Raw genomic sequence first — 606 nt, forward strand, 5'->3', positions numbered from 1 at the left:
CCTTTTTGCCGCAAGCACGCCCCTATACAATATGTGACCTGCGGTTTTGAAGCATTCCAGACAAATACCGGCCACGCAAGCGTGACAATCGCCGCAGTCCTGCCCCGTTTTTCGGCGCAGGCCGGTTCGCGGGCCGGCGCGGCCTGCCCCGGCAGCCACCCCAAGCGCTGGCGCTGGCGCTGGGGGCCCGGACTTTGCTATCACACCGCCGGCAGGCTGGCGCGCGCCGTCCGCCACGGATGATGCGTTTTCGCGGGGCTTATTCCGCCCTTGCCGCAAGCGCCGAGATCAACCCTAACGCCGGGGCGCCCCGTGAGCAGCGAAACAGCGACGGAACGACAAAAGCGGTTGGCGCAGGCGCTGCGGGCCAATCTGCGCAGACGCAAAACCCAGACGCGGGAGCGCGCCGCCGCGCCAACCCGCCCCGACGACGCGCAGGAGGCGGCGCCCCAGACGGCGCAGGGGCAGCGCGACGACGCGGACGAAAGCGGCCGTTGATCCCGCCCGTCGCCGGCGCCGACGGCTTTCCGAAAGCACCCGCCGCTGTGGCTTTCCGGCGCTTGTGCCAGCAGGCCCCCTCTGCCAAAATTACTTTCCTGCCAGAAT

At 68.8% G+C, this 606-nt stretch carries 1 protein-coding gene; it reads left to right on the plus strand.

Features of this window, described 5'->3' with window-relative positions:
- The first annotated feature begins 312 nt into the window (after positions 1 to 312).
- Complete coding sequence (locus AC4FS3_RS29095) at positions 313 to 498, plus strand: hypothetical protein (RefSeq protein ID WP_491023433.1); 186 nt, start codon at positions 313 to 315, stop codon at positions 496 to 498.
- The last annotated feature ends 108 nt before the right edge of the window (positions 499 to 606 follow it).

It is taken from the genome of Pseudogemmobacter sp. TB195 (assembly GCF_058313095.1).